Origin of the sequence: Mannheimia bovis, from assembly GCF_014541205.1 — a bacterium.
In the GTDB taxonomy this organism is placed as follows: Bacteria; Pseudomonadota; Gammaproteobacteria; order Enterobacterales; family Pasteurellaceae; genus Mannheimia; species Mannheimia bovis.
In genome coordinates this window covers 412,851-435,688 of the sequence record NZ_CP061280.1, presented here as the reverse complement: position 1 = coordinate 435,688, position 22,838 = coordinate 412,851, and the positions used below count along the sequence as shown (strand labels likewise).

19 protein-coding genes and 1 tRNA gene are annotated in these 22,838 nt (G+C 41.6%); 7 read left to right on the top strand and 13 right to left on the bottom strand.

All coding sequences use genetic code 11. From position 1 onward, the window contains the following. The 3 genes from ICJ55_RS02180 to ICJ55_RS02170 all read right to left on the bottom strand — a co-directional run bounded on the left by ICJ55_RS02180 (position 1) and on the right by ICJ55_RS02170 (position 1,902). Positions 1 to 903 carry an N-acetylmannosamine kinase gene (locus ICJ55_RS02180; protein ID WP_188157146.1) on the bottom strand — a complete coding sequence of 301 codons (903 nt, stop codon included), beginning with the start codon at positions 901 to 903 and terminating at the stop codon, positions 1 to 3. A 10-nt stretch (positions 904 to 913) separates the two neighbouring features. After that, positions 914 to 1,603, bottom strand: coding sequence for an N-acetylmannosamine-6-phosphate 2-epimerase (locus tag ICJ55_RS02175; protein WP_188157145.1), 690 nt, complete (start codon positions 1,601 to 1,603; stop codon positions 914 to 916). A 204-nt stretch (positions 1,604 to 1,807) separates the two neighbouring features. After that, a tRNA-Sec gene (locus tag ICJ55_RS02170) sits at positions 1,808 to 1,902 on the bottom strand. Between the two features lie 68 nt (positions 1,903 to 1,970). Between ICJ55_RS02170 and selA the strand changes: the two genes are divergently transcribed. The 7 genes from selA to trkA all read left to right on the top strand — a co-directional run bounded on the left by selA (position 1,971) and on the right by trkA (position 12,402). Continuing rightward, positions 1,971 to 3,356 (top strand): L-seryl-tRNA(Sec) selenium transferase, encoded by a 1,386-nt coding sequence (gene selA, locus ICJ55_RS02165; protein WP_188157144.1) that lies wholly within the window; start codon positions 1,971 to 1,973, stop codon positions 3,354 to 3,356. Continuing rightward, complete coding sequence (gene selB / locus ICJ55_RS02160; RefSeq protein ID WP_188157143.1) at positions 3,353 to 5,209, top strand: selenocysteine-specific translation elongation factor; 1,857 nt, start codon at positions 3,353 to 3,355, stop codon at positions 5,207 to 5,209. Before selA ends, selB begins: the two co-directional genes overlap by 4 nt. Before the next feature lie 178 nt (positions 5,210 to 5,387). Continuing rightward, a complete protein-coding gene (locus tag ICJ55_RS02155) occupies positions 5,388 to 6,350 on the top strand; it encodes a TAXI family TRAP transporter solute-binding subunit (RefSeq protein WP_025342030.1) in 963 nt (320 codons plus the stop codon). Between the two features lie 205 nt (positions 6,351 to 6,555). Beyond that, positions 6,556 to 9,192 (top strand): TRAP transporter permease, encoded by a 2,637-nt coding sequence (locus ICJ55_RS02150; protein WP_188157142.1) that lies wholly within the window; start codon positions 6,556 to 6,558, stop codon positions 9,190 to 9,192. Positions 9,193 to 9,229: 37 nt separating this feature from the next. Next, positions 9,230 to 9,655, top strand: a complete 426-nt coding sequence (locus ICJ55_RS02145; RefSeq protein ID WP_188157141.1) for a universal stress protein — start codon at positions 9,230 to 9,232, stop codon at positions 9,653 to 9,655. Positions 9,656 to 9,690: 35 nt separating this feature from the next. After that, positions 9,691 to 11,025, top strand: coding sequence for a 16S rRNA (cytosine(967)-C(5))-methyltransferase RsmB (gene rsmB, locus ICJ55_RS02140; protein WP_188157140.1), 1,335 nt, complete (start codon positions 9,691 to 9,693; stop codon positions 11,023 to 11,025). After that, entirely contained in the window at positions 11,026 to 12,402 is a 1,377-nt protein-coding gene (gene trkA / locus ICJ55_RS02135) for a Trk system potassium transporter TrkA (protein WP_188157139.1), read from the top strand. 76 nt (positions 12,403 to 12,478) lie between these two features. Here trkA and ICJ55_RS02130 read toward each other — a convergent pair whose 3' ends face one another. From ICJ55_RS02130 to fucK, 10 genes are all read right to left on the bottom strand, one after another. Beyond that, positions 12,479 to 13,129 carry a YagU family protein gene (locus tag ICJ55_RS02130; protein WP_025234978.1) on the bottom strand — a complete coding sequence of 217 codons (651 nt, stop codon included), beginning with the start codon at positions 13,127 to 13,129 and terminating at the stop codon, positions 12,479 to 12,481. 247 nt (positions 13,130 to 13,376) lie between these two features. Beyond that, entirely contained in the window at positions 13,377 to 14,822 is a 1,446-nt protein-coding gene (gene aldA / locus ICJ55_RS02125) for an aldehyde dehydrogenase (RefSeq protein WP_188157138.1), read from the bottom strand. 274 nt (positions 14,823 to 15,096) lie between these two features. Next, positions 15,097 to 16,248 carry a lactaldehyde reductase gene (gene fucO / locus ICJ55_RS02120; RefSeq protein ID WP_188157137.1) on the bottom strand — a complete coding sequence of 384 codons (1,152 nt, stop codon included), beginning with the start codon at positions 16,246 to 16,248 and terminating at the stop codon, positions 15,097 to 15,099. A gap of 142 nt (positions 16,249 to 16,390) precedes the next feature. Beyond that, positions 16,391 to 16,642 carry a PTS sugar transporter subunit IIB gene (locus ICJ55_RS02115; protein ID WP_025234981.1) on the bottom strand — a complete coding sequence of 84 codons (252 nt, stop codon included), beginning with the start codon at positions 16,640 to 16,642 and terminating at the stop codon, positions 16,391 to 16,393. A 55-nt stretch (positions 16,643 to 16,697) separates the two neighbouring features. Then, complete coding sequence (locus tag ICJ55_RS02110; protein WP_025234982.1) at positions 16,698 to 17,645, bottom strand: ABC transporter substrate-binding protein; 948 nt, start codon at positions 17,643 to 17,645, stop codon at positions 16,698 to 16,700. A 24-nt stretch (positions 17,646 to 17,669) separates the two neighbouring features. Beyond that, entirely contained in the window at positions 17,670 to 18,668 is a 999-nt protein-coding gene (locus tag ICJ55_RS02105) for an ABC transporter permease (RefSeq protein WP_188157136.1), read from the bottom strand. Further along, on the bottom strand, positions 18,665 to 20,194 hold the full coding sequence (locus ICJ55_RS02100) for a sugar ABC transporter ATP-binding protein (protein WP_188157135.1): 1,530 nt from the start codon (positions 20,192 to 20,194) through the stop codon (positions 18,665 to 18,667). Before ICJ55_RS02100 ends, ICJ55_RS02105 begins: the two co-directional genes overlap by 4 nt. 50 nt (positions 20,195 to 20,244) lie before the next feature. After that, a complete protein-coding gene (locus ICJ55_RS02095; protein WP_188157134.1) occupies positions 20,245 to 20,898 on the bottom strand; it encodes an L-fuculose-phosphate aldolase in 654 nt (217 codons plus the stop codon). A gap of 58 nt (positions 20,899 to 20,956) precedes the next feature. Then, on the bottom strand, positions 20,957 to 21,391 hold the full coding sequence (gene fucU / locus ICJ55_RS02090; RefSeq protein WP_188157133.1) for an L-fucose mutarotase: 435 nt from the start codon (positions 21,389 to 21,391) through the stop codon (positions 20,957 to 20,959). Positions 21,392 to 21,400: 9 nt separating this feature from the next. Next, positions 21,401 to 22,834, bottom strand: coding sequence for an L-fuculokinase (gene fucK, locus ICJ55_RS02085; protein ID WP_188157132.1), 1,434 nt, complete (start codon positions 22,832 to 22,834; stop codon positions 21,401 to 21,403). Between the last annotated feature and the right edge of the window lie 4 nt (positions 22,835 to 22,838).

The window sequence follows — 22,838 nt, the reverse complement described above, 5'->3', positions numbered from 1 at the left end:
TTAAAGGGTTGATCCTTGTTTAAGGCGGTTTTCCGCCCACCACGCAGCACCGATTAATCCGGCATCTTGTCCGGATTTTGCATTTTCTAATGCACACTGATAAACAGTGGGCATTTCAGATAAGTAACGTTGAACGAGTGGTAAATAGCCTTCCGCTAATCCAACACTACCGCCTAAAACGACTTTTTGTATATCTAAACTGATTTTTAAATCTGCGATCAGGTTTGCAATCGCTTTTGCAGATTTTTGCACTAATTCGACCGCTTGTGAGTTGCCTTGTCTAAAGCGTTCAAACACTTCTTTGGGTGAACAAGGGTTTTCCCACTGGCTTGAAACGGCTTCAATAGCTCTTCCTGCGGCAATCGCCTCAACACAACCGACACGACCACAACCGCAAACAGGACCGTTTGGATCGGCAAGAGTATGACCGATATGACCTGCAATACCGTTCGGACCGGTTTGCAATTCGCCGTTTAAAATAATGCCACCGCCAACACCGGTAGAAACGGTAATAAAGACGAAGTTTTTAACCGCTTGTCGGTTCTCAAAAAGATATTCCGCACACACTGCGGCTTGCACATCATTTAACAAGCCGATCGGTTTATCGGTATGGCGGGCAATGCTCGCTTTCAGCGGAAATTCTGCCAGTCCGCCTAAGTTTTTCGGGTTTAATGCAGTAAGCACACCTTGGTTGATAATGCCGGTTGAGGCAACAGAAACAAAATCAAACTGCCCTTGGTAGCCTTGCATAATCTCAGATATAGCTTGGTGTAAACTTTCCGCCTGATCTTCTTGAGGTCTATCGGTTGGGGTTTGAATTTGCTGACGTTGCTCGACTTGATTATTGTGAACAATCGCAGTTGCTATTTTCGTACCACCAATATCTATGGCTAAACAACGCATACGCTTACCTCTATTTTTGGGCGGATTTCACCGAATCGGCAAACCAACTTACAATATGCTCTAAACGGGTTAAAGCTGAGCCTACCGTTACATAATCCGCACCGATTTCCATCGCCACTTTGGCGAGTTCCGGAGTGTTATAACGCCCTTCTGCCATCACATTACAGCCTGCGGCTTTTAAATCTTTCACTAATTGATAGTCCGGCTCGTCAGGAATTGGTCCGCCTGTATAGCCCGACATTGTACTGCCGACAATATCAAAGCCTAACTGTTGGCAAAATAGACCTTCTTCTAGGCTTGAACAGTCAGCCATCGCCAAGCAGCCTTTTTCGTGAATGCGTTTTACCGCATCTTCAATACTCACAGGGCGTGTGCGGAAAGTACCATCTACGGCAATAATATCTGCACCGGCTTCGGCTAAAGCATCAATATCTTCTAAGAATGGAGTAATACGAACAGGAGAATCCGGTAGGTCACGTTTTACAATGCCGATAATCGGCACATCAATTACGGCACGGGTGGCTTTTAAATTATCAACCCCCTCAATGCGAATCCCTTTCGCACCGCCAATCACAGAGGCGTGAGCCATTGCAGCAACGATTTCTGGTTTATCCATCGGACCATCGTCTACAGGCTGACAGGAGGCAATAAGACCGTTTTGAATTTTGTTTAAAATAGTATCACGAGATAGTTTTGACATAACATTTCCTTTTTTAGATTTCAAAAGGTAGTCAATGGACTAGATTTTGGTGTGAAGAAATACTCCAAATAATTATACTTTAATAAATATTTACTACAATTAGAAAAGTGAAAAAATGTGAGATAGGTCGCATTTTTGATAAAAATTTAGCGATGTAGTGTGTAGAAACGAAAAAAGCAGTTGTAAACAACTGCTTTTAGAATTTGGCGGAAGTGAATGGGAGTCGAACCCACCCGAGAACGCTGGCGTCCTCAACAGGATTTGAAGTCCTGCCACCTCACCGGAGATGACGCACTTCCGAAAAGATGGCAATATTGTACTTTATTTATTAGAATTATCCAAATCATTCTCTTAAACAATACTGACTATGCAACAACTATTTCGCCAAATTCCCTCAGTCGATCAGCTGCTCAAACAGCCACAAGCGGTCGAATTATGCCAACAATTTACCCATTCTGCGGTGGTAGAGCAAACACGCCTGCTTATTGAGCAAGCCCGCCAATTTATTGTACATCAGCAATCCGTTCCTTCATTTATTACAGATGAAAATGAATTTTTCATTCGCTTGGCACAACAACTAAAATCATTGAGTGAAGTAAAAATTCAAACCGTATTTAATCTAACAGGCACGGTACTGCATACGAATTTGGGGCGTGGATTATGGTCGGAAAAAGCGGTTGAGGCAGCCACTAATGCAATGCGAAATAATGTAGCGTTAGAGTTTGATATTGCAGAGGGAAAACGCTCACACCGAGATAATTATATTTCAGAGTTAATGCAGAAAATCACCGGTGCTGAGGCGGCTTGCGTGGTGAATAACAATGCGGCAGCGGTGTTGTTGATGTTAGCGACTTTTGCTCAGGGGAAAGAGGTGATTGTTTCCCGTGGCGAATTGGTGGAAATTGGCGGGGCTTTCCGTATTCCCGATATTATGGCTCAAGCAGGCTGTAAATTAGTGGAAGTTGGCACCACCAATCGCACACATTTAAAAGATTATCGCAACGCGATCACCGAAAATACCGCCTTTTTAATGAAAGTTCACACCAGTAATTATCATATTGAAGGTTTTACCAGCTCGGTGTCGGAAGAAGAATTAGTGGCGTTAGGCAAAGAGTTTAACTTGCCTGTGATTAGCGATTTAGGCAGTGGCTCATTAACCGATATGCAAGCGTTAAATCTACCTGCTGAACCCATGGTGCAACAAAAAGTAGCAGCAGGCGTGAGCTTAGTTTCGTTCTCAGGCGATAAATTATTAGGCGGTCCACAAGCAGGCATCATTGTGGGTAGCAAAGCGATGATTGAACAACTGCAACAACATCCATTAAAACGGGTGCTACGTTGCGATAAAGTGATTTTATCCGCCCTTGAAGCCACACTCCGCCACTATTTATTCCCTGAAAAAATCACCAGCGAATTACCGACTTTAAACTTACTCACTCAGTCGGTTGAGGTGCTACAAAACAAGGCGGAGCGATTAAAAACCGCATTAAGCAAGCGGTTAAATTCCACCTATATTTTGCAAATCGAGCCAAGCCTCACCCAAATCGGCAGCGGTGCATTGCCGAAAGAAACCTTGCCTTCGGTAGCGGTCACTATTTCTGCCGAAAAACAGAGCGATTTATTGACCTTAGAAAAACAATTTAAAAATTTCCCAAGCCCGATTATCGGACGATTTTCAGCCCAAAAATTCTGGTTGGATTTAAGATCGGTAGCGGAGTTTGAGAAATTAATTGAGATGTTGGAGATAGCATGATTTTTGTAACCGCAGGCCATATCGATCACGGTAAAACAGCATTATTAGAAGCACTTACCGGAAAAAATACCGCACATTTACCCGAAGAACAAAAGCGTGGGCTAACCATTGATTTAGGTTATGCCTATTTGCCTGTTGAAAACGATATTTTAGGTTTTATTGATGTGCCGGGGCATCAACGCTTTTTATCCAATATGCTTGCCGGGCTTGGTGGAATTAATCACGCCTTATTGGTGATTTCTGCCGAAGAGGGCATTAAACCGCAAACGGAAGAACATTTGGATATTCTCCGTTTGCTGAATTTCCAGCACATTATGGTAGTGATCACTAAGGCTGATCGTGCTGACGCTGAGCAAATTTCGCAATTAATCGAAAAGGTGAAAACCACTTATCCGTTCTTGGCGGAGGCGAAAACGTTCGTGACGTCTGCCAAAACTTCGCAAGGCATTGAGGAGTTGAAAGCCTACTTAATTCAACTCAATCAGCAAAATAACCAAATAAATAAGCCGTTCCGTTATGCGATTGATCGTGTTTTTAATGTGAAAGGAGCAGGCTTGGTTGTTACCGGCACAACAGTGGCGGGTAATGTTAGCGTTGGCTCAGAGTTGTTTTTATCGAACGGCAAAAAAGTGCGAGTAAAAGCGATTCACGCTCAAAATACACCTTCGGAAACAGGTTCTGCCGGTCAGCGTTTGGCGTTAAATATCGCTAACGTGGAAAAAGAAGATATTAAGCGTGGAGACTGGATTACCGAGCTTGAGCCAAAATTTGCCACTGATCGCATTACCGTATCCTTTACGGCTAACCAATCATTTAAAGAAAATACAGTAGTGCATTTGTACCATTTTGCTTCGCATATTACAGGCAAACTCAATTTGCTTGAGGGTAAACAAGCGGTCAAAAATCAGCAATTTTTTGCAGAAGTGATTTTAGACGAGCCATTGCATATTGCGGTGAATGATAAATTGATTATCCGCAGTGGTGATGACAGTCAAACGCTGGCAGGGGCAGAAGTGCTGGAAATCCACTCGCCGAAACGCCATAAACGCACCGATGAGCGTTTAGCTTTGGTAAAAAATGTAGCAAAAACAACCGCTTGTAATGACTTTGCTGCACGCATTGAGCTTTATCTGCAAAACAGAGCAATGGATTTAGCGTTGCTATTATGGGCAGAACAATGTTTTGCTGGAGACGTGGCAAAACTCGGTTTTGATGTTTCTTCAAAATGGTTATTCAATGCCGATTTTAAAGCTCAATCTCAACAACGAGTGTTGGAAAAAATGGCGGAATACCATCAACAGCATCAAGACCAAGTTGGCGTAACTAAAGCTCGTTTATATCGCATTGCATTATTGGATTTACCTGAAAATTTAGCCAATCAATTTGTTGATGATTTGGTGGAGCAAAAAGCACTGGCGAATAGTCGAGGCTGGTTACACTTGCCTGAACATCGCATTGAGTTTAATGCGAGCGAATTGCAAATTTGGCAACAAATTCGACCGCTTTTTGAAGCAACTAATCAAGCACTTTGGGTGCGAGATATTGCGAGCTCGCTCTCTATTGATGAAACCCAAATGCGTAATCTTCTGTATAAAGCAGGCAAGTTAGGTTATTTGATCCCGATTGTGAAAGACCGCTTCTTATTAAGTGAGCAAATTAGCGAATTTGCCGCATTGATTAAGAAATTTATAGCGGAAAATGGCTCGATTTCGGTGAATCAATTGCGTGATGAGTTAAGTTATGGGCGAAAATTAACAGTTCAGTTAATTGAATATTTCGACCGTTCTGGTTTTTTGAGACGCAAAGGTGATGTACATTTGTTACGAGATTGTGAAACTTTTGCATCAAATTAATTCAGAATAGAATTTTTTATTATTAAAAATAAATTTACTAATTTAAAAATCTATGTTAAAACTCAAAATCCAAGAGGCAAATGCAACTCAAATAAGTTTCGTATCTCTTATGGTGTTTGGAGCGGTGGCTCAAAAACAAAAATTCTTATTTTCCCTCTTAATATTTAGGAGCTAAAAAATGAAAAAATTAGTCAAACTTTCTTTCCTTGCAAGCCTTGTGATGGGAACAGCTTCAGTTCAAGCTGCTGAAACATTTGTAACTATCGGTACAGGTGGTCAAACCGGGGTTTATTATGTTGTGGGTCAATCAATCTGCCAATTAGTAAACCGTGATTCAGCGAAAACAGGTTTAAAATGTAATGCACCTTCAACCGGAGCTTCGGTTGCAAACCTAAACTCAATTGCAGCGAAAGAAATGGATATGGGTATTGCACAATCAGATTGGCAATATCACGCATATAATGGCTCAAGCTCATTTGAAGGTAAGAAAAACGATAAGATCCGTGCTATTTTCTCACTTCACCCTGAACCATTCACCGTAATGGCTCGTACTGATGCGAATATCAAATCTTTCGATGATTTAAAAGCAAAACGTGTAAACGTGGGCGATCCGGGTTCCGGCACTCGTGCAACAATGAATGTTATCTTAGCTGCAAAAGGTTGGACGGATAAAGATTTTAAAGTGGCTTCTGAGTTAAAACCGGCTGAAATGGCATCGGTAATGTGTGATAACAACTTAGATGCAATCACTTATAACGTAGGTCATCCGAACGGTGCGTTAAAAGAAGCAGCAGCATCTTGTGATGCAAAATTAGTACCGGTAACTGGTCCTGAAATCGATAAATTAGTGGCAGATCACTCATACTATGCAAAAGCAACTATTCCGGGCGGTTTATATAAAGGTTCTGATGAGCCAACAGAAACCTTCGGTGTGTATGCAACGTTAGTAACTTCTGCCGATGTTGATGCAGATAAAGTGTATAACGTAACTAAAGCGGTATTTGATAACTTCGACCGTTTTAAACGTTTACACCCTGCGTTTGAAAATTTAAAACAAGAAGAAATGATTAAAAATGCACTTTCTGCTCCGTTACACGAAGGGGCTGTGCGTTACTACAAAGAGAAAGGTTGGATTAAATAGCCCACTTTTATCTTAGATTTATGCGTAATCAGCACGTTTTTCGGCGTGCTGGTTTTTTGCGTTTATAAGGCTGTTGATAATTTATCGATTTTTCCTTTTGATCTATAAGTTATCCATAGTATTTTGTTTAGCAAGCGGTGGTTTTTTCGAGAAAATTTGCAAATTTTTTATCAAATATGACCGCTTGTCTTTTTGAGGAATTATTATGTCGGTTGAATCTAAAGCTGATTATGATGACCTACAAGATATGGTCGCTTCAAACGATACAGGTGGTCGAACTCCGTCCGGTTTGGCGAAAAAAGCCATTGTGTATGTCGCTATTCTTTGGTCTATCTTCCAAATTTACTACGCTTCTCCAATCCCATTTGTTTTCCAAGAATGGCTTACTCAAGCAGGTATTAACTTGAATGTGGTGGTAGATGACACCAAAGCTCGTTCTATCCACTTAGCCTTTGCGATGTTCTTGGCTTTCCTGTCTTATCCTGCTTTTGCAACTTCGCCAAAACATCGTATTCCAAAGATTGATTGGGTGTTTGCGATAGTCGGGGCTTGCTTGGCGTTGTACTATATTTTCTTCTATGAAGGCTTGGTAAAACGCTTTGGTGCACCTAATACACAAGATATTATCGCAGGTTGCTTAGGGATTTTATTAGTGCTTGAAGCTACTCGTCGTAGCTTAGGCTTGCCGCTTGTTATTATTGCGATTGTGTTCCTGATTTATAACTTCTTCGGGCAATATTTCCCTGCTGATTGGATTGTAAGTCATCGTTCAGGTTCACTTTCCCAAATTATTAACCAACAATGGATTACCACCGAAGGTGTGTTTGGTGTTGCACTCGGTGTTTCAACGAAATATGTGTTCTTGTTTGTGTTGTTTGGTGCATTGTTAGACAAAGCCGGTGCAGGTAACTATTTCATTAAGACCGCTTTTGCTTATTTAGGGCATTTGCGTGGTGGTCCTGCAAAAGCAGCGGTAGTTTCTTCTGCATTAACCGGCTTAATTTCCGGTTCATCAATTGCGAATGTGGTAACTACAGGTACGTTCACTATTCCAATGATGAAACGTGTTGGTTTTACTAAAGAAAAAGCGGGTGCTGTGGAAGTGGCATCTTCCGTGAACGGACAGATTATGCCACCGGTAATGGGAGCGGCGGCATTTTTGATGATTGAATATGTGAATATGCCATATAGTCAATTGATTACGCACGCCTTCTTACCGGCATTGATTTCTTATATCGCATTGGTTTATATCGTGCATTTAGAAGCTTGTAAGATGAATTTACAAGGCTTACCAAGAGCTGAAGAACCAAGCCCGATTTTAGTTTTCTTGTTAAGAACGGTTGCTTCAATTTTAGTGATTGTTGGTCTGGCTATCGGGGTTTACTACGGTTTAGGTTGGATTCGTAATGTTGCTGAAGATTATGCCTTCATTATCGTTTGCGTATTCTTAGGCTTGTGGTATTTACTGGCAATTCGCCGTGTAGCAAACTACCCTGATTTAGAAGCGGACGACCCAAATTCAGAGATTGTCTCTCTACCAAAAAGAAAACCAACCGTAAATGCAGGCTTACATTACCTCATTCCTGTTGTTGTGTTGCTTTGGTGCTTAATGGTGGAAATGCTTTCGCCGGGTTTATCTGCGTTCTGGGGAACAATTACATTAATTTTCATTCAATTAACCCAACGCCCGTTACTCAATTTCTTCCGTAAGGAGACGGTAACGAAAGAGATTATCAAGCAAGGTATTCGAGATGTGGTAGATAGCCTTGAGGCTGGCGGTCGTAATATGACGGGTATCGCCCTTGCAACTGCAACTGCGGGTATTATCGTAGGCGTTGTAGCATTAACAGGTTTCGGTGTGCAGCTATCAAGTGTGATTGAGCTACTATCAATGGGCAACATTGTACTAATGTTGATTTTAGTTGCCATCTTCAGCTTGATTTTAGGTATGGGGCTGCCAACTACTGCAAACTACATTGTCGTATCATCATTAATGGCAACGGTGATTGTGGAAGTTGGTCGCCAAAACGGTTTAATTGTGCCATTGATTGCTGTGCATTTATTTGTGTTCTACTTCGGGATTATGGCTGATGTTACCCCACCTGTTGGTTTAGCTTCTTTCGCAGCAGCGGCAATTTCAGGCGGTAGCCCGATTAATACAGGTATGGTTGCGTTTAAATATAGCTTAAGAACCGCAATTTTACCGTTCTTATTTATTTTTAATACCGACTTATTATTAATTGATCTGCGTTATCCGGGGCACGGCTGGGTAGTATTTATTACCGCAACTGTTGGGGTTCTCGCCTTCACCTCTGCAACAATGCAATATATTGTTACTAAAAACAAATGGTGGGAAACCGTATTGCTTGTTGTTGCAGCATTTGCATTGTTCCGTCCGGGCTTCTTTATGGATAGAATTTATCCGTCAGAACGCCATATTGAGCCGGTGCAGTTTGAAGAACAATTACTTGAGAGCAAAGTGGGTCAAAGCGTTACCTTAAAAGTGGAAGGTTTGAACCCTTATGGTAAAGAAATTGAGTTCTACGCTCAATTACCTGTACCGGAAGGTTCAACCGGCGAAGAACGTTTGAAAAACTTAGGTTTAACGCTTATTCAAACTGATGAAAAAATCGAAGTTGATGGAGTAGAAACACCAAAAGTGGTTATTGATATGGTTGAGATTGATTCCCCAGCGGCTAAAGCAGGCTTAAACTGGGATCAAGCTATTCACTATATTGCAGTTCCACAAGATGCACCAGCTAAAGATTGGATTTTCATTCCAGCCTTGTTAATGGTGTTTGGCGTGGTGGCAAACCAACGTCGTCGTGTGAAAAAATCATAAGTAAATGGGAGGGTATTCCCTCCCTATAGGAATTATTATGTATAACAAAATACTTATTGCCATTGATTTAACTGATCTTAAAAGTGCGAAATATGTGGTAGATACTGCGTTAAAAATGACTGCAAATAATCCAAATGCAGTTTATCGTGTGGCTTCTATTATTGAACCTGTGGATAACAGTTTAATTTCTGCGTTTTTACCCAAAAATTTTGATAAAGAAGTTGTAGCAGAAGCTAACCAAAAACTGCACGAATTCACTAAGGCACATTTTCCTGAAGGTTCAAAAGTGCAACACATTGTTGCGTATGGAACAATTTACGAAGAAATTTGCCGTATTGCAGATGAAAAATCGGTGGATTTAATCTTAATGCTAGCAAGCAGCAAACCACAAGCGAAAGGCTTAAGCTCAAATACGGTAAAAGTGGCTCGTAATACAAGTAAGCCAATTTTAGTTTTAAGATAATCTCGCATTCAGTTACAATAGTGCCATTCTGTCGAATGGCATTTTTATTTATGAAAAAAGATTTTTCCAAAGCACTTTCTTCCAGAGCAATAAGTGCGAACATTATTTTACAAGTTTTAGATCAAGGTAAATCGCTCTCAACGCTTATTCCTGAAGCACAAAAGCAGCTTGACCCCAAAGATGTACCATTAGTACAAGAAATCACTTTTGGGGTGTGCCGAGTGTTACCTCGCCTAGAATCGATCATTAGGTTATTGGTAGAAAAACCACTTAAAGGCAAAACCCGTTTAGTACATTGCTTATTGCTGGTGGGTTTATATCAATTGCTTTATATGCGAGTACCTGTCCACGCAGCGGTTGATGAAGTAGTTAATGCAACCAAATCGCTAAAATTAGACAGCTTCCGAGCCTTAACCAATGGTGTGCTTCGTCGTTTCTTGCGTGAGCAGGACGAAATTTTGGCAAAGGTAGATAAACATTGGCAAACACTACACCCTGAATGGCTAGTGAATAAGCTGAAAAAAGCTTATCCGCATTGGCGTGAGATTGTGGAGGCGAATAACCAACGTCCACCAATGTGGATTAGGGTCAATCAGCAACATATCAAAGCAAAAGACTATGCCGTATTACTTGGCGATGTAGTTGCAAAAAATTCAGCAAATCTGACCGCTTGTTCCCCTCATTGTGCCTTGCTATTAGATAAGCCGGTTAGCGTAAATCAACTACACAATTTCGAGCAAGGTTGGGCAACGGTGCAAGACGCTCACGCACAATGGTCGGCAGAATTGCTGGGAGCAGAAAATGGTGAAACTATTTTAGATGCCTGTGCTGCTCCGGGCGGAAAAACCACTCATATTTTAGAAAAAGCACCGAATGCAAAAGTTATCGCATTAGATATTGAAGAAAGCCGTTTAAACCGAGTGCGAGAAAATTTAGTCAGACTTCAGCAAAGTGCAACTGTGATTTGTGGTGATGCTTCAAAGCCTCAAGAATGGTTAGACGATGATGTAATGTTCGACCGTATTTTATTAGATGCCCCTTGTTCCGCAACAGGGGTTATTCGTCGCCACCCTGATATTAAATGGCTACGCCAAGAAAGCGACATTCCGGAGCTGGCACAATTACAAGGTAATATTTTAAGAGCATTATGGGATAGACTGAAACCCAACGGTATTTTGCTTTATGCAACTTGTTCGGTATTACCTGAAGAAAATAGCGAACAAATTCAACAATTTGTACAAGAAACGCCAAATGCAAAATTAGTGGAAATGGATTTTAACGGCGAAAAAGTATTGGAAAAGCAGTTTTTTCCACACCAAAATGGCGGCGATGGTTTCTTCTACGCAAAATTACAAAAAGTGGCAAATTAAATGAAAATTATCATTTTAGGTGCAGGACAAGCAGGCTCAACGCTCGCAGAGAACTTAGTTAGTGAAGATAACGATATTGTCTTAATTGACAACGATCCTGCACGCTTAGACAAGTTAAAAGATAAGCACGATTTACAAGTTATTCGTGGTGAATTTGCCTCTCCTCGAACACTCCGAGATGCGGGAGCAAATGATGCAGATTTATTAGTTGCCGTTACCAGTAGCGATGAAGTAAATATGATTGCTTGCCAAATTGCCTATACGCTATTTAATGTTCCGACCAAAATTGCTCGTATTCGTAATGCCGATTATGTGAGAGAAAGAGAGCGACTATTTAATAATGATGTGTTGCCAATTGATCACATTATCGCTCCGGAAATTTTAGTAAAAGAAGATATTCTACGCCTTATTCACTATCCGGGAGCATTGCAAATTACCCAATTTGCCAATGAATTAGTGAGCATTGTAAACGTAAAAGCCTATTATGGCGGACCGCTAGTGGGCTACCCGATTTCCGCATTGCGAGATCATCTCCCCCATATTGAGGCTCGAATTGTGGCGATTTTCCGACAAGATAAAGCAATTGTGCCACAAGGTTCAACTATTATTGAAGCAGGTGATGAAGTCTTTTTCATCTGTGCCACTCAACATATCCGAGCGGTAATGGGGGAACTACAACGCCTAGATAAGCCTCATAAATGCATTATGATTGTAGGTGGTGGGAGTATTGGTTCGTCTCTGGCACGAGATTTGGAAGATCAATATCGAGTTAAAATTATTGAACGCAATCCAAAACTAGCCGAAAAGTTAGCAGAGAAACTCTCCAATACACTTGTTTTAACCGGCGACGCTTCTGATGAAGAACTGTTGTTCGAAGAGCATATCGAAAATATCGACTTATTCCTTGCAGTAACGAGTGATGACGAAGCCAATATTATGTCCGCACTACTGGCAAAACGACTGGGTGCAAAAAAAGTAATCATTTTGGTGCAGCGTTCAGCTTATCTACACCTTATTCAAGGCGGTACAATTGATATTGCAATCTCCCCACAACAAGCCACTATTTCAGCGTTAGCAAGTTATGTTAGAAAAGGTGATATTTTACAAGTTTCCTCGTTAAAATTAGGCGTTGCCGGTGCGGTAGAAATCATCGCTCACGGCGATGAAAGCTCTTCAAAAGTGGTTGGTAGACAAATCCGAGAAATAAAACTGCCACAAGGTGCAATTGTGGGTGCGGTGGTACGAGGCGAGGAAGTTATTATTGCCCACAAATCTACCGTCATTCAAGAAAACGACCGAGTTATTATTTTTGTAAACGATAAGAAACAAATAGACGAAATTGAAAAACTGTTCCAACTTGGGGTGTTTTTCTTATAAAAGAAAGAGCATTGTTTTAAAGCAATGCTCTTTTTCGTTTGCAAATTTTTAAGCAAATATTACCGCTTGTAGTTGATTAACGGAAAGGTTGATCTAACGGCACTTCTGCATCAGGTTCACGTGTAATGCGGTTACGCAAATCACGGCGGATAACCTCAATGGTCCAGAACCAGAAAATATGACCTACTAATTCTGAAATGTGTTCGTATAAAGGCCATTCAGCAACAGGTGGTGTTAATCCTAAAGCAGGGAATGTGATGTAGTGAACACAGATGTTTGCAATAATACCTGCACCAATACCTTGCCAGAATTTAATTTTTGGGAAAATTTCCGCAACGATACAGTAACCAATCGCAAATACTAAAGAGAAGATCATATGAGTTACACCGATTGAGTTGAATGGGTGATCTGCAAAGGTAAAGGCAACTGTGTTGTAAGGGTCGATACCGATATAATCACGCAAGAACACCGCCGGTGGGTTTAAAAACGCACGTGAACACTCTTGTAATGCAATTGTTTTGGCGGCAACTTGATCTGCTGCGGCATTCATTGCATCTAAAACAGGTTGTGGACAAGCTGCGGTGAATAAATCAATCGGGCTACGCGGTGGGAATGGATGCTCTGCTCCCCATTTTACAAATGCTGAGATAATACCTGCAATAATACCGATAAATACAGCTAAACCATAACGGCGACGGTTTGGGTTTGTTTGTTGGAAAATACTCATAATGAAATCCTAATTTGAAAGAATTATTGTGTTACTCCATTTTATGAAACGTTATTTCACAATGGCGAGAGCATTTTGCACCTAATTAATTCAAATAGCAAATTAAATAATCAAAATGAGGTAATCATAAATAATTATTTAACTATTAAATAACATTTCATTCTTATCGTTTTCAATTTGGATACAAAATTGATTAAAAATAACCCCGCTCAAAAATGAGTGGGGTTTTGAATTTTTATCTTAAAAATTAGACTTTATCATCAAACTGTAAGTAAACGACTTGGGTTTGCAGATACTCTTCCAAACCGTGTTTACCGTCTGCACCGCCGATGCCCGATTTACGCCAGCCAGCGTGGTAGCCTTGCATTGCTTCAAAGTTTTCACGGTTTACATAGGTTTCACCAAATTTCAGGCGAGAGATCACTTTCATCGCTTTATTGATATTTTGCGTATAAACCGAAGAGGTTAAGCCGTATTCACAGTCGTTAGCGAGTTTGATTGCCTCATCAATGGTTTCAAAAGTGGCAACAGGAATGACCGGTCCGAAGATTTCGTGCCTCATAATATCCATCGTGTTGTCTACATTATCGATGATCGTCGGTTCAAAATAGTAACCGGTACCTTCCACCGCTTTACCACCCAGCACTAAGTTACCACCTTGATGGATGGCGTGGCTCACCATTTCTTGTACTTTGTGCAAGCCTTTTTCATTCACCATCGGTCCCATATCAATATCATCACGTTCTAGTGGGTTGCCATATTTGACCGCTTGCATTTTCTCCACTAATTTTTGGACGAATTGCTCTTTGATGGATTTGTGAACATAAATACGTTCTGCACAGTTACACACCTGCCCTGAGTTGATCACACGAGAGTTTACTACTGCCGTTGCTGCGAGTTCTAAATCAGCATCATCTAATACAATCGCAGGGGCTTTACCACCTAATTCTAAATTCACTTTGATGATATTTTTGCTTGCGGCTTCCATCACTTTTTGTCCTGCGAATTGGCTACCGGTAAACGACACCATTCCCACTTTTTCATTGCCCGAAAGTTCCGGACCGACTTCGTTGCCATAACCGGTTACTACGTTGAATACACCTTTTGGTAGACCGATTTGATGGACAATTTCAGAGAATAAAATCGCATTGTTTGGTGCATCTTCACTTGGTTTGATCACGATAGTGTTACCTGTTACCAATGCAGGAGCGGCTTTACGTGCGATAAGGAAGAACGGGAAGTTCCACGGCAGAATACCGGTGGTTACGCCAATTGCTTTTTTGTAGAGGAAAATATGCTCGTTCGGGCGGTCGCTTTGGATAATTTCGCCTTCATAACGGCGAGCCCATTCCGCCATATAATCTAAATAGTCCGCAGTGAAGTGCACTTCAATGGTGGCGAGAGAAAGAGTTTTCCCCATTTCTTCGGAAATCGTACGGGCGATTTCATCCGCACGTTCACGAATGCCTACCGCGATTTTACGCAGATATTGCCCACGTTGTACCGCAGGTAAACGTTCCCACGCTTCTTGTGCTGCCTCCGCAGCATCAATTGCAACTCTTGCATCGTTTTCCGAGCCTCGAGGTACTTCGGAAATTGCTTGCTCGGTAGCTGGGTTATAAACCGCTAAGGTGCGACCATCTAAAGCCGGTACGAATTCACCTTTAATGTACATTTGATAAGATTTAACCATTATTTGCTCCTTTTATATCCTCTGTGGAAAAGTCATATTCATCATTGGCTAAGCGGCTCAAGTTTGCAAATAAATTGTTGTTTTATTGTTAATATTGATGCATAAATGTGAATAAGATCACATTTATTTCGTATTCATAGCTGATTTATCACCAATAAAAATGCCCGATTTTTCACATTTGTGGAAAAATCGGGCGTTATATGAATGATATTTCGCCTTTGCTCAGAATAATACAAGCGGGTTATTTTGAGCAAAAATTTGCTAAATACTGAAATTAGAAGGCAATTTTATACACTTCTAACAATTCTTCAGGTGTACAATCTCTCGGGTTACCGCCGGTGCAAACATCATTGAAAGCATCGACTGATAATGCCGGCAAGTCTTCTTCTTTCACGCCGATTTGGTGAAGTTTTGGTGGAATACCCACATTTTGTGAAAGTTGTTGAACCGCTTTGATCGCAGCATTACGATATTCTTCTTGGCTCATTTCATCAACACCTTTGACACCCATTGCACGGGCAATTTCACGGTATTTTTCGCCGGTGTAGTTTTTGTTAAATTCCATTACATACGGTAATAGCACCGCATTCGCAATACCGTGTGGGGTGTCGTAGTAAGCTGAAAGTGGGTGTGCCATACTATGCACTACACCTAAGCCCACATTTGAGAACCCCATACCTGCCACATATTGACCGAGAGCCATTCCTTCAATATCTTTTGGATTTTTCTCTACCGCACCGCGTAGTGAACGGCTGATAAGTTCAATCGCTTTTAAGTGTAGGGCATCCGTTAATTCCCAAGCGGCTTTGGTAATGTAGCCTTCGATTGCGTGAGTGAGTGCATCCATACCGGTTGCAGCAGCAAGGCTTTTTGGCATTGATTCCATCATATCCGGATCGACTAATGCCACTGCCGGTACATCGTGTACGTCCACACACACGAATTTACGTTTTTTCTCTTCGTCTGTGATAACGTAGTTGATGGTTACTTCCGCTGCAGTACCTGCGGTGGTTGGCACTGCGATAATCGGTACACATTTTTGGTGGGTTGGGGCAACGCCTTCAAGTGAAAGCACATCGCTAAATTCAGGGTTATTAATGATGATACCAATCGCTTTCGCACTATCAATTGGTGAGCCACCACCGATAGCGATTAAATAGTCTGCACCGGAGGCTTTAAATTTTTCTACACCGGCTTTGATCACATCGACTGCCGGGTTGGCTTTCACTTCATCAAAAATTTCATAAGGTAGATTTTCTGCATCAAGTAAGTCAGTTACTTTTTGTGCAACATTAAACTTGATAAGATCTTTGTCTGTAACGACAAGAGCTTTATTGAAACTGCGACTTTTCACTTCGTGAACAATGTGTTGAATTGCTCCTTTACCGTGATAGCTAGTTTCGTTAAGGATCAGACGATTTGACATAATATTTTCCTTCTTAAAAGTTAAACAATTCGGTTAACTTGCAAGCGGTAAAATTATGGCGATTTTTTGCAAATTTTTATAAAAATTTCACCGCTTGTAATAATAAATTCGGCTGATAATGCATTAGGAATAGCAGTTAAAACTAAATATTTAAAATACGTTTTATTTCATCACGATAGTGTTCTGCTTCACTACCAAAGATGGATTGAATCACGGAGCCTGAAGTAACTACACCTAAAGCACCCACCGATTTGATTTTGTCCCATTCTACGATTTGGGTATTTTTGACTTCAACACGCAAGCGTGTGATACAGGAGTAAACATCAACAATATTTTCTTTGCCACCAAGGGCTGCAATCACAACAAGAGCTTTATCGGTAAGAGAGTTTGACATAGAGTTTTCCTTTTTGGTTAAAGGGTGGGTTGCCCCACCCTGTTTAACTTGGTGTTTAGTAAAGAACACCTTTCGCTTCTTCGCTATCAATGTTTTCTTTCGTGACATACACCACCCCGGTATCGATCACTTTTTCAACTTTCTCGCCTTTAATCAATTTACCGATGGTATCTACACCTTTGTAGCCCATTTGGTAAGAAGATTGCACCACGATGCCGTCTAATGTGCCATCTTTCACGAAGTTTTGTAGGTCTGAGTTACCGTCAAAGCCAACTGCTACGATTTTGCCTGCAAAACCTTTTTGTTTCACTGCACGTGCCATACCGACAGCGGTTGGTTCGTTTGCACCGAAGATGGCTGCGATATCCGGGTTAGAACCTAATACGTCTTCAGTTTGGTTCAGTGCTTTGGTCATATCAGAGTCTGAGTAGTATGGACCGACAATTTTGTAATCAGCTTTCGCTTTAATTTCATCAACAAAGCCACCGGTACGCTCAATCGCAGAGGCTGCACCTTGGGTGAAGCTCATTACTGCCACTTTGCCACCTTTCACTTTCGCTAATAATTTTTCAGCAGCTAATTTACCTGCCGCACGGTTATCGGTCGCTAGGAATGATTGGTAGTATTTGCCATCACTGTTGATACCTGAGTCAATCAACACAACCGGAATGCCGCTCTCGTACGCTTTTTTCACAGCCGGTACTAATGCCACCGGGTCAGATGCTGCAAGTACGATACCTGCTACACCACGGTTTACAGCGTTGTCCACCATATTTACTTGGGCGTCAATCGCAGTTTCAGCTTCAGGACCTTGGAAAGTTACTTTGTATTGTCCACCAATATCTTTACCGGCAGTTTCTGCACCTTTACGTACGTTTTGCCAGAAAGTTGAGTTTGCTGATTTTACGATTACAGCGATTTCATCGGATTTTGCCCACGCTGAGCCTGCAAAAAGGGTTGATAAACCTAAGATAGTTGCAGTGAATAATGCGGTTTTTTTCATTTTAAATTCTCCTATGAGAGTTGATTATTTTTTACCGGCTTTTTTAGATTGGCGTAGTTGGTCAAGAGAAACCGCTACGATAATCACAAGCCCGATGACAATCATTTGAACAAATGAAGAGACGCCATTCATATTCAAACCATTACGGAGTACACCGATAATGAATGACCCAATCAGTGTGCCAGGGATTGTACCGATACCACCTGAAAGTGATGTACCCCCAACAACAGCACTGGCGATAGCATCTAGCTCGTAAGATACACCACCGTTTGGCTGTGCAGTTACTAAGCGAGAGGCTAGAATTACACCTGTTAAACCAGAGAGTAAACCACTGGCAGTATAGGCATAAAGTTTTACGATATTGGTTTTGATACCGGATAAGCGAGCTGCTTCTTCGTTAGAGCCAATAGCGTATAAGTAACGTCCAACTTTCAATTTAGCTAAAGCGAAAGTGAACAAGATGGTGATGAAGATCATGATGATTACAGGATATGGAATACCGGCAAACACCACTTTCGGTAAGCCATTCGCCCCTTCTTCAACAATTTTAAATAACGCACCGTTACCTAAGTTAGCAAAGGATTCCGGCATACCTGATACGGGTGCTGCGTTGGTGACATAAAGTGCTAAACCACGAGCCACCATCATCATACCAAGGGTTGCAATAAATGGTGGGAGTTTCATACGGGTGACTAACACGCCGTTGATTAAACCGCAGATACCGCCTACGATAATCCCAAAAATCATACCAAGCGGAACTGGTACACCTGCGTTTACAATCATTGCCGCTGCGACACCGGAAAGTGCCACCACTGAACCGGTACTTAAGTCAATCCCGCCGGTTAAGATTACGCAGGTTGCCCCGATACCGATTAAGGCGATAGTGGAGGTTTGTAAACCTACCGTCATAATGTTGTTAGAGGTAAAGAAGTATTCATTGGTTACGCTGAAGAAGATGATTAACAGAACTAAACCTGCTAATGCTGCCATTTTGCGTAACATTTCTTTTTGTTTTTCACTCATTTTGCCACCCCATATTCTTTAGCAAACATATTTTTCACACCTGTTGCATAATGCATAATTTCTTCTTGGTTGGTTTTCTTGGTTTCAAGCATACCGGTCATTCTGCCTTCACGCATCACGATGATGCGGTCTGAAATACCTAATACTTCCGGTAATTCTGATGAAATCACAATTACCCCCACTCCGCTTGCTGCTAGCTCATCAAGGAGCTGGTAAATGGCGTATTTTGCCCCTACGTCAATACCACGGGTTGGCTCATCGAAAATCATCACTTTTGCTTCACGGAACAACCATTTGCCGATAACCACTTTTTGTTGGTTACCCCCACTTAAGTTTTGCACTTTTTGTTCAATGGTTGGTGTTTTGATTTCCATTTTGTCGATAAAGGTATTTGAGGCTTTCTCTTCCTCTTCGTATGAAATCACGCCAAGTCCGTTAGACACTTTATCCATTGATGCCATCGTGATGTTTTCACGAATCGACATTCTTACCGCCACACCGTTAAGTTTACGGTCTTCGGATAAGTAGGCGATACCGGCTTGAATTGCATCACTTGGGTCTTTAATACTCACTTTTTGCTCGTGAACAAAAATTTCACCACCATCAAGTGGGTCAGCCCCAAAAATCGCACGAGCCAATTCAGTACGTTTCGCTCCGACTAAGCCGGTAAAGCCTAAGATTTCACCTTTACGCAAGTCAAAGTTAAGCGGTTCAAACACGCCGTGGCGTTCGGCGTTCATTACCGAAAGAATAATGTCATCGGTTACAACTGCTGTTTTTGGCGGGAAGTGATTATCCAGAGAACGACCTACCATTTTGGTGATGATTTCATCCATTGTGATTTCATCAAATTTATGGTTAGACACATAAGTCCCATCACGGAAAATCGTAATGTGGTTACAGATGCGTTTAAGTTCTTCCATACGGTGAGAAATGTAAACAATACTCACGCCTTTAGAACGTAACTTATCCACCAATTCAAAGAGTTTATCGATCTCTTTTTCTGTTAAAGCTGATGTTGGCTCATCCATAATCAGAATTTCAACATCGAAAGACAGGGCTTTGGCAATCTCCACCATTTGTTGTTTTGCCACTGATAACATTCTCACTTCATCAGCTGGGTCAACATCAATATCAAATAAGGCTAATAATTTGGCGGATTCCTCAATCATTTTCTCTTTATCGACTAAACCGTGTTTTAACGGCTCACGCGCAAAGAAAATATTTTCTGCCACTGTTAAATGAGGGATTAAGTTCAGCTCTTGGAAAATCATACTGATACCGGCTTTTTGTGCCTCTAAAACAGATTCAAATTGAACCGGTTTGCCTTTATACACAATTTCACCTTGATCAGCTTTGTGCACACCAATCATACATTTCATTAATGTTGATTTGCCTGCACCGTTTTCACCCATCAGGGCGTGAACTTCACCTTTACGCAAGGTAAGTTCTACGTTTTTCAACGCATTTACTCCCGCAAAGGATTTGCTGATGTTTTTCATCGTGAGTATTACTTCGTTTGACATACTACACTCCGTTTGTAAATTTCTTTTAAAAAATGACCGCTTGTTTGTTTTTAGTCTTCACCTTCAACCCAAGAGCCGTAGGATTTAAATTTTTCTAATACAATATCCATCTGTTCTTTGTTTAAGGTTGGAATTGGCTTGCCGGTTGCTAAGAGTTTTAAATACCATTCAGCAATAACTTCAACTTCGTGTGCCACACCTAAGGCTTTATCAAGGGTTTTGTCTGCAGTAATTAAGCCGTGGTGAGCAAGTAAAATCGCTTTACTGCCACGAATACCTTCACGCACATAGTCCGCTAATTGGTGTGTGCCGAAAGGGGCATAAGGTACGCAAGGAATATGGTCTGTGCCGGTACAAGCAATCATATAGTGGATGGCTGGAATCGGTTCACCGAAAATCGAGACCGCTGCACAGTTTTTCGCGTGGTTGTGCACCACAGCATTTAACTCAGGGCGAGCTTCATACACCGCTAAGTGGAATTGCCATTCGCTTGAAGGGAGTTTGCCTTCTTCGTGTTTGCCGTTAGCATCAACGAATACGATAGAATCTTCGGTCATTTCTTCATAAGGGGTGCCGGTTGGGGTAATAAGCATTCCGTCTTGATAACGAACGCTGACATTACCTGCTGTACCTTGGTTTAACCCTAGTTTCGTCATTTCAAGACAAGTATCTATGATTTGTCTTGAGAGTGTTTTTCTGTCCATAACGAACTCCTTTTAATTTGTAAAAAATTTGATTTTTTAAACCGCTTGTTATTAGCGATTAAGGCACTGGCGTTACGCCTTTTTTAATAATAATGTTGCCGTATTTTGCTAACTCGCCAGTAATGACTACTGCGTAAGCAGTTTTGGCTCTCTCGTAGAAAGCAAAGCGTTCAACACGTTCTACTTTCGGTGCAGAGCCGTTGATTTTTTTGATTGCATTGAGATAACGCTCTTCTACCGTAGGGTCGAGAGAATCACCCGGTACGGCTTGCATCATTGCAAGTGGAGCCTCAACATATTGGTCAAACTCAAACAGAGCAGAAATGCCTTCTAATAGAGTCGCAACACTTAAACCGTCTGCACGAATCACTTTTTGATGAATGGAATGTGCTGGGAAATGGGCATCTGAAAGCACTAATTCATCGCCGTGCCCCATTTCTGCTAAGACTTTTAGTAATTCCGGTGAAATTGCCGGGTGGATACCTTTTAACATTTCAAACTCCTATTTATAAAAATCGCTGTTGGCTGATGGCTCAACCCGTTTTACATTCGGTTTCATTGCTTGTTGTGCGGCATTTGGATTGTCAAACACGCCAGCACCGGCAAAGGTAAACATTGCTGCACCCAACACGGTACTTTCAGGGAAATCCACCACATCAATCGGGCAATTTAAAACATCGGCTCGGATTTGGTTCCATAATGCATTTTTAGAGCCACCGCCCACGCAAATTAAACGCTCCGCATTGAAGTTACCGACTTGTTGCAACACATCTAACCCTGCTTTTAAGCGATACGCCATATATTCCAAACCTGCACGGTAAATTTCTCCACGAGCCGTGTGCATTGATAAGCCGATAATGGAGCCGGTGTGGCCTGTTGTGCCGTCAAAGTTACCTACTAATTTCACACCGTTTGAGCCGGCAGGCACTTCGCTAGCCTCATTAATCATTGTGGTGTAGTAGTTTGGTGTACCAGCCACATCAGCGAAGAAACGTTTACCAAACCATTCCATCACGCCAGAGGCAACCCATTGCACGCCTGGGTTGAAGTAACCTGCTTGGCTGTCAAATTCAATGGTTAAACCGTTTTGTACAAATTGCCATTCTGGTTTGGCTTGCAGGGTACGAACCATCAAAATTTCCCACGTGCCGGAGCTTAAAACCGGTTGGTTGTAACCTGCACCTGAGCCAAAGATGGCGAATTGGGTGTCGTGTCCGCAAGAAATCACCGGAATTTGACCGCTTAAACCAAGCTCTTGGGAAATGTCTCCTTTTAATGTTCCCACAACCTCGCCCGCACTTTTCATTGGCGGGAAGTGGCTTTCGTTTAATCCAAGTACGTCAAGTACTTCTTTATCCCAATAATCGCTTTCAATGTTGGTCATCATTGATGTGCCCGCCATTGTGCGGTCTGTGCTTTTCACCCCTGTTAAGCGATAAGTTAAAATGGATGAAATGAATAAGAAACTGTCTGCTTTTGCATAAATTTCAGGTTTATTTTGTTTAAGCCATAACAGTTTGAATAAGGTATTAAAGCTGTAATGCCCAACCCCGTTACGGCGATATAAAGCCTCAACATCAATATAGCTGGCAATATTTTCCATAATCGGTAAGGTTCTTGGGCATTTCCAAGAAATAATCGGATAAAGTTGATTGCCGGCTTTATCGAAAAGTGTACCGTCCACGCCAAAAGTGGTAACTGAAATCCCAACAATCTCTTTTCGTTGTTGTTCTGAAAGTTGGGAGAGTGTTTGCTTGGCACAGGTCATCAGTTTTGACCAGATTTCTTCAATATCCCAAATATGGAATTCAGGATTTTTCGCACCCGGTTGCGTATTATTCTGTAAGTGATGTGCCGCCACAATTTGACCTGTTTGGTCGATTGCAATAGTGCGAAGGTTTGTAGCACCACAGTCAAAAATAAGGGCAATAGACATAGGT